The organism is Campylobacter sp. IFREMER_LSEM_CL2194, assembly GCF_025771685.1.
Taxonomy (GTDB): Bacteria; Campylobacterota; Campylobacteria; order Campylobacterales; family Campylobacteraceae; genus Campylobacter_D.
On sequence record NZ_JAKMQS010000009.1, the window covers coordinates 80,169 to 87,242 of the forward strand.

General features: G+C 24.6%; 10 protein-coding genes and 1 tRNA gene. 5 read left to right on the plus strand and 6 right to left on the minus strand.

The window, feature by feature from the left end; all coding sequences use genetic code 11:
- The first annotated feature begins 482 nt into the window (after nucleotides 1-482).
- Nucleotides 483-935, plus strand: coding sequence for a hypothetical protein (locus L8V79_RS06030; RefSeq protein WP_263657999.1), 453 nt, complete (start codon nucleotides 483-485; stop codon nucleotides 933-935).
- A 66-nt stretch (nucleotides 936-1,001) separates the two neighbouring features.
- On the opposite strand, the gene L8V79_RS08190 is transcribed toward L8V79_RS06030, so the two are convergent.
- The 5 genes from L8V79_RS08190 to L8V79_RS06055 all read right to left on the minus strand — a co-directional run bounded on the left by L8V79_RS08190 (nucleotide 1,002) and on the right by L8V79_RS06055 (nucleotide 3,229).
- Nucleotides 1,002-1,178, minus strand: a complete 177-nt coding sequence (locus tag L8V79_RS08190) for a hypothetical protein (RefSeq protein ID WP_318529922.1) — start codon at nucleotides 1,176-1,178, stop codon at nucleotides 1,002-1,004.
- 210 nt (nucleotides 1,179-1,388) lie between these two features.
- Nucleotides 1,389-1,724 carry a hypothetical protein gene (locus L8V79_RS06040; protein WP_039628369.1) on the minus strand — a complete coding sequence of 112 codons (336 nt, stop codon included), beginning with the start codon at nucleotides 1,722-1,724 and terminating at the stop codon, nucleotides 1,389-1,391.
- A 93-nt stretch (nucleotides 1,725-1,817) separates the two neighbouring features.
- Nucleotides 1,818-2,087, minus strand: coding sequence for a type II toxin-antitoxin system YafQ family toxin (locus L8V79_RS06045; RefSeq protein WP_144667570.1), 270 nt, complete (start codon nucleotides 2,085-2,087; stop codon nucleotides 1,818-1,820).
- Nucleotides 2,077-2,298, minus strand: coding sequence for a hypothetical protein (locus tag L8V79_RS06050; protein ID WP_263657996.1), 222 nt, complete (start codon nucleotides 2,296-2,298; stop codon nucleotides 2,077-2,079). The genes L8V79_RS06045 and L8V79_RS06050 overlap by 11 nt, the downstream gene beginning before the upstream one ends.
- 238 nt (nucleotides 2,299-2,536) lie before the next feature.
- Nucleotides 2,537-3,229 carry a helix-turn-helix domain-containing protein gene (locus L8V79_RS06055; RefSeq protein WP_263657995.1) on the minus strand — a complete coding sequence of 231 codons (693 nt, stop codon included), beginning with the start codon at nucleotides 3,227-3,229 and terminating at the stop codon, nucleotides 2,537-2,539.
- A 116-nt stretch (nucleotides 3,230-3,345) separates the two neighbouring features.
- Here L8V79_RS06055 and L8V79_RS06060 point away from each other — a divergent pair, with 116 nt between their 5' ends.
- Complete coding sequence (locus L8V79_RS06060) at nucleotides 3,346-4,269, plus strand: AAA domain protein (RefSeq protein ID WP_043019841.1); 924 nt, start codon at nucleotides 3,346-3,348, stop codon at nucleotides 4,267-4,269.
- Nucleotides 4,269-4,547, plus strand: a complete 279-nt coding sequence (locus L8V79_RS06065; RefSeq protein ID WP_167333027.1) for a helix-turn-helix domain-containing protein — start codon at nucleotides 4,269-4,271, stop codon at nucleotides 4,545-4,547. Before L8V79_RS06060 ends, L8V79_RS06065 begins: the two co-directional genes overlap by 1 nt.
- A gap of 45 nt (nucleotides 4,548-4,592) precedes the next feature.
- On the opposite strand, the gene L8V79_RS06070 is transcribed toward L8V79_RS06065, so the two are convergent.
- Nucleotides 4,593-5,723 (minus strand): tyrosine-type recombinase/integrase, encoded by a 1,131-nt coding sequence (locus L8V79_RS06070; protein ID WP_263687776.1) that lies wholly within the window; start codon nucleotides 5,721-5,723, stop codon nucleotides 4,593-4,595.
- Between the two features lie 107 nt (nucleotides 5,724-5,830).
- Here L8V79_RS06070 and L8V79_RS06075 point away from each other — a divergent pair.
- Nucleotides 5,831-6,007: transfer RNA gene (locus L8V79_RS06075), tRNA-Leu, on the plus strand.
- A 101-nt stretch (nucleotides 6,008-6,108) separates the two neighbouring features.
- Nucleotides 6,109-7,011 carry a hypothetical protein gene (locus L8V79_RS06080; protein WP_263702881.1) on the plus strand — a complete coding sequence of 301 codons (903 nt, stop codon included), beginning with the start codon at nucleotides 6,109-6,111 and terminating at the stop codon, nucleotides 7,009-7,011.
- Nucleotides 7,012-7,074: the final 63 nt, after the last annotated feature.

Here is a 7,074-nt window from a genome sequence, read left to right on the forward strand (position 1 = left end):
TGGGAGTAATAAAACAGAAATAAAATATTATCTTGGTGTTGCAACTAAATATGATCTAGATTCTTTCTTGCGCCAAGTATTTTTTGTTCCTCGTAGAGCAAAAGTTACAAAAAATGGTAAAGATGTGTGGGTTGAAAAAATAGAACCTTTAGTGAGTAGAGATGAGCTTTTTAGCTATTGCTCACAAAAGCGGAAAATTTGGTGGTATTCGTTCTTATAGTGAGATTAAAAACTATCCAAAATTAGTGAATAATCAATAGCAATACGCTCAAGATTTGGTTGCAATTTGTGAAGTTTATAGAACTGATACAAATAAGCCTTTTATAGTTGAAGTTGCATATAGTGAATATGTGCAAAAAACATTGGAAATGCCTACAATCTAGTATAAAATATAAAACAGCTTAATTAAGTTAAATACAAAAGCTTGATATATAGAATAAATAACCTATAACAAATTGTGTTATAATGACAAAGGATTAAATATGCAAGGAAATATTATGGCTCAGGAAAAAGAGTATATACTTAATGAAAGTTTCAAAGCTTTATTAGAAAGTATTTTTTCTAATCCTGAACAATCACAAAAATTAATTAAAGCTTTTGAAGAGGTTGTTAATGATAGAGCAACTACTCAAAGATTGAATTTTGAAAATCTTAAAAATCAAGCTATAGAAGAAATAAGACAAGAGCTTGTAAGTAAAGATTTATTTCAATCAGAGATTAAAAGATTGGAAAGTTTAATTTATTCTGAAGTTGCAAGACTAGAAGGAATTATTAACACCAAAATAGCTGAAGTTAAAACTGAATTCTCAGAACAAATTTCTAGCGCTAAGCAAAAAGCACTTTATTGGCTTTTAGGTACTGCAGTAGCAACTACAGTAACTATACTTTCAAGCGTTTGGACTATGATGAATTTTATGCTAGAAAACTTAAAGTAAAAATTATTTAAAGTTTTTACTATATCTTGTTGATATATATTTTATAGTTAGGATAACATAGTTATCCTATGAATTTAAGTAAATGTTTTTCATATAATCATAAATTAAAGCTGTTCGATTAATAATAAAATTCTCAAAATCATCATTTAATAAATATTCAACCATATCTTTTGTTATAAAATGTGTTTCTAAATCTTTAAAAAATTGTTCTTGTTGATTATCTTGTATTTTTTTATTTAGCAACTCTTTTATATATGTGCTTGGATTTTTATTATTAATTTTATTATTAGATTCTTTTGTAATAAGTGCTATATTTGCTATATTATTAATTATATTATCATTAGATGAGATAAAATTTTTAGATATCTCTTTTCTTATATTAGAATTTATAGGAAAAATATGATGTTCTTCTAAAAATTCACTAAACTTCTTAGAAACTGTTTGCTTTTATTATCACTCTTGATCTTCTGGTTTAAAACCTATTATTTTTGCCATTATGCCCCTATAGCTTTCAAAACTATTCATTGCTTGCATATTGCTAACTCTAAGAAGTCTAACTTTGTGATCTTGTTTGTAAAAAACTTTAAAAACACAACCGCTTTCTTTGTGTTTTACCATATCATCTAAACCACATTTTTCTATAAACTCATAATCTTTAGCAAAAACTTCATTTTCTACATCAAATAAATCTTGAGAATAACCGTTAGGATTAGCTGGATCATAAGTATAAGAACTTACTACACATTCTCTCATAGCTTTTTGTATTTCTTCTTGGGATAGTTTTTCCATAGTGTTTTCCTTTTTTTTATTTTTATAGTGATATAAGTGACTTAATGTATAGTTATGGATTTTTATTAACTTGATTAATTTAACTTCAATTATTTAAAACAACTCACTATGAGAACCTATATTAATACAGGTTAAAATAAGCTTATCATCTTGTTTTTGATAAATTAAGAGCAAATCAGGTTTTACATGACACTCTCTAAGATCTTTAAATTCACCTTTTAGTTTATGATCTTTGTATTTTCTTTCAAGAGTTTCATTGTTAGATAAGCGATAAACTATTTCATCTACTAAATCTTTTTCTTTTAGTGTTAGCTTCTTGTAATTTTTCTTGTATTCTTTTAAAACTCTAATTTCATATTTCACGCATAGCCCTTTTATACTCATCAAAGTTTTTAAAAGTTTCATATTCTCCATTTTTCATTTCTTCTAAAGATTTTTTCATAGAACTTTGTTTATTCTCATCTGGGATATCATATTCTAACAAACAATAAGTAGCTCTTAAGCTTTTAGCCAAACTCTCAAAAACAGGCAAAAAATCCTTATCAAATCCGCTAATTTCAATTTTTATAGCCATTTATATCCTTTCTTATATAATTTTATTTTTTTATTATAGCATAAAGGATTTTGTTGTAAATTTGAAAAACTTTTTATTTATGTAAAATTACATAAATAAAACAATCAAAATACAATATAAAGAATTAAAGAATAGCAAAAACGGTTATTTTAAAAACTAACAAATCTTTGTCAGAATGACTTCATATTCTGTTGCAAAATTTTAGCTGGTAAATAACAACCAGCAAATATTATCTGTTTTAATCCTTAAAAATTAAATAATTAAACGAATTAAGCTCATTTATAATTATTTTTTCAACATCTTTTCTTAAATCAATAAATAAAGCATTTACATCGATCTCGTCTAAGTTGTTTTCTACCCACTCTATAGTATTTATTTTGTCTTTTTCACTTAAAATTAAAGAGTATAATTTGATATTTTTTAAAGAAATTTTGAATTTCTTTAACATGTTTATAAAATCTTTTTTACTCATTGTTGTGTGGCTTAATTCTATCTTGTTTAAGTGTTTGATAAACAAAAGAAGAATTAAAAGCATTTTCTCTCCGTTTCCACTCCAGCTTTCACTTAATTTCTCTATAAATCCTACACCTTTGAGAGAACGAATATGTTTAGATATTTTTTGAAGTTGCATATTTACAATGTTTGATTTTAAAAAATCATTTAAGCCATTTTTTAGCTGTAATTCATGTGTAAGTCTATTGTAATTTCTAAGATTTCTATGTAATTCCATATCCGCTAAATTATTTGCTAGTAGCTCATTTGGACTAATTTGAAAATGCTCACATATTTTTAATATTGTAGGAAGTGTAATATTGTTATTTCCTTTTTCCCACATACTTACTGTTTTTTGTCCTACATTTAAAATTTTGCCCAACTCTTGTTGTGTTAATTTGCGTTGTTTTCTTAAAAACTTAATATTTTCTTTTATCATAATAGAATTATCCTATATAAAATTATTAAAATATTAAAATATTTTTGTTAAAAATAAAATAAAAATTTATATTATTTTAAATTAAAGAATTTATAATTCTAAAAAAGGATTATAATATGGAAAACATAAAAAAATTTTCATTGAAATTGGAAAATTTTCAATCTTGTCAAGAATCATGGCTCTTAAAAGATTTGATACCGAAAGAATCTTTGGGTTTGCTTTATGGTAGTAGTGGTAGCGGAAAGACAAGTGTTTGTTTGTATTTTTGCAAGGAAATTTTAAAGAAAGATAATGAAATTAGAGTGTTTTATATAAATGCAGATATGGGACTTTCGAGTTTAAAAAAATATGGTTTCGCAAATCTTCTTGAAAATTTTACCAACCGTTTTTTTGTAATAGATTTAACATGCTCTGATAAAAAATTCATATATTTTGAAAACATATGCGATGAAATAATAAAAATTCAAGAGAAATTTAATGTATTTATAATTGTTGACTCTTTAAATTGTGTCACTAGAAAAATAGGAAGATTTATTGATCCAAATTATTTATTTTCAAAAGAGAAAATAATTCGAAAAAAAGGCGGGACTGTGCTTTTTATTCACCATTTAAATAAAAGCGGAGTTTTTTCTGATAGTCATCAAATTGTTGATTATGCTGATTTTAGCTATAGATGTGAATACACTGAAGAGATGAATTCTATTTTGTTAAGACCAGAAAAACTTGGAAGATTTATACTTGAAAAAATAGCATTCAAAGTTTTAAATTTTAGCAATTTAGAAAGAATGGAATTTGACAGTGTTGAGATGAGTTCTTATGAGATAGAGTTTATAAAAACTGTTTTAGAGATTTTAAAGATGGGTCGTTTTAAGCAAAATGAATTAATCAACCTAGTCTTAAGAAATTGCAAAAGATATGTCGGTCGTGAAAAGGCAAGAAAACTTTTGCAAGAATATGCAAAAAAAGGAAAATGGTGCATGCTCAAAGATCGTTTTGATAACAATTCGATTTATTATTACTTAAAAAATGAGGAAAAATAATGGATATGGATAATATAGTAATTTGCAAAGCTAGTGATCTTGAAGATATTTTTAAAAAGATTTTAAAAGAAAATGAATTAATCAAGAATAAAACTGATGAAAATTTAAATGTACAACAGGCTTCAAATTATTTAAAAATAAGCACTTCAAAACTTTACAAGGATTGTAATTTAGGAAAAGTTCCTTTTTGTAAAATTGGCAAAAAACTTGTTTTTAAAAAAGATGATCTTGATGAATATTTAAAACTTAATAGCTCTAAAAATAGTTTAAAATTTTAATCACACTTAACCAAAAAACCGAAAAACCTAAAAAACCATTGTAAATTAGTGTTTTTCAGTTTTAAAATTACTAAAAATAGCATTTAGAGTATTATTAATAGTTTCATTTTTAATATTTGCATATCTTTTTGTAACCCCTATGCTTGAATGTCCTAATGTTTCTCCAATAGCTTCTAAAGATATACCCATATTAATACCTATATATCCTATTAAATGTCTTAAGTCATGCAATCTAATAGGAGTTTTTAATTTTTGATTTATTTTATCCCAATGCCATCTTATATCTTTATAAGGGTTTCCATCTTCTTTAATAAAAATATACCCTTTATTTTTTACTCCAATGCTTTTTAAAGCTTCTATTTGTAAAGAACTTAACGGAAATTGTAAGTTTTTCCTTGATTTGTTTTGGCTTGAAGGTAAAAAATAAATTTTATTAGCAAAGTCAATATTATCCCATTTTAATGTAAGAACTTCACTTTTTCTTCTTCCATGTAAAAGAAATATAAACATAGCTCTTATCATTAAATTTTCATAATTTATAATAGCTTTATAAAGAGCATTTCTATCCTCATCATCAATAGTAAAATATCTTTTGTTATCAAATTTTTGTATCTCTATTTCTCTTGCTATATTTTTTTCTATATAATCATTTTTAATAGCAAATTCAAATACTGGAGAAAGTATATCTTTTATTGTTTTTGTTGTTCTTGGAGATTTACCTTGATCAATCATTTTATTGACAATACTTTGCATATCTTTTAATTTGACTTGTTTTATTTTGATGTTACCTATAATATCTTTTATATGTGCATTATATGAAAATATGGTTACCTCATAATGTTTTTTAGAAATAGTATTTTTTCGCATACTAATCCATTCTTCAAACACTTCATTTAGTTTAGGTTCTTTAATTTTAAATTTCTTTGCAAATTTTCCATTAATTCTTTGCAAGGCAATTAACTCACAATTCTTTTTAAGGGTCTGGGTGTTATTTAAAATAGGAAATATCTCATAACTTGATTTTTTTCCTTCATAATATCTTATAGCTAATTCGTATGGTATAGTTAATCTTCTTTGTAATTCTACTAAGCTAATTTCTTTTATATCCTCTAATTTCTTATCTTTGTCTATAAAATATATACCCTTGTATTCTTTTATTTTTACTAGATTTTTCAAGATATTCCTTTTTTGCTTTTAATTTACGCAGAAAATTTTATTATTTTTTACATAATATAAAATTAAAAATATACTAAAAATGGTATCTCAAATGGATTTTAGTGGTAGCGGTTTTGGTAGCGGTTTTTTTCTCAAAATGGTATAAAATAATACTATTTTTAAGATAAACTTAAATAATAAAACGCCTATTTTTCAATACTTTGATAAAAAATGATAACAAAACGCATTAGGCTTAGGATCTGGTGCAGCAATGCGTGAAGGTTCAAGTCCTTTCATCCGCACCACTATTTTAAAATTCTTTTAAGCATTTAAAGTTTTACAATTCATCTTAATCGTATTTATAACAATAAGTTAAATTTATAATATTATAAAATAGGAAGATGTCATGATAAATACATATCAAGTTAAAATTATCGAAAATTTTTGCAAGGATAAATTTAAAGAAGATACAAGAACAAAAGATTTTTTTCATACCTTTTTGGCTCAAAATTTAGAAATTTACACCAATATAGAAGACCAAAAGTATGCCAAAGATACAATATTAATATATAAAATTTTTGATATATGTATTATATGTATAAAAGATGGAGTCTCGGTAAGTCAAGAGTATTGTCAATTTAAAAAAGGTGTGATAGATCATATAGTTGTATATACCGATGAAAATATGAATGATGGTAAAATATCGCAACTATTAAGAGGTAGTTCTACATTAAAAATAGATAAATCAAATTGTTATGATAATCCAGATATTAAAGTTGTGTTTTCAGAAAAAGGCTTTTTATTTCAGGCTAGATTTAATAATTGTGAAAGTAAATTTAACGATACAATGACTATGTTTGCGCTTTCTTTGGCTTATCGTGAGAAAATGGAGTATTATTTGAATTTAACTTCAAGTATTATAGATGAAGAAAATTATCATGATGTTATTGATATTAAAAAAGATTTTTATGTTTTTAATCTAAAGTATTTTTTTAGCAATCCAGTGCACTATAACTACCAACAAAAACATGCAATATGGAAAATTATATTTCAATATTACGATATTTTAGAACAACATCAAGAGCTTAAAATCCAGATAGAAAATCTTGTTGATATTTTGCATATTGAACAAAATCAAGAGGAAGATAAAAAGGAAAAAATAAAAGAGAATAAAAGAAAAAAAAATCGAAATGATTTTTTTAATTATCGGTGGTTTTGTTACTTTAGCTTCGTTGGTCAGTGCATACAAAGACGCTATGGAATTATTTGGTTAAAATCATATATTATTTTGGCAAAACAAGCGTTTTAACTTTATAGTTAAATATGTTTAATGGAAAATTAAAAGCCTTACTAAAATTTTGGAGTTTTTTAC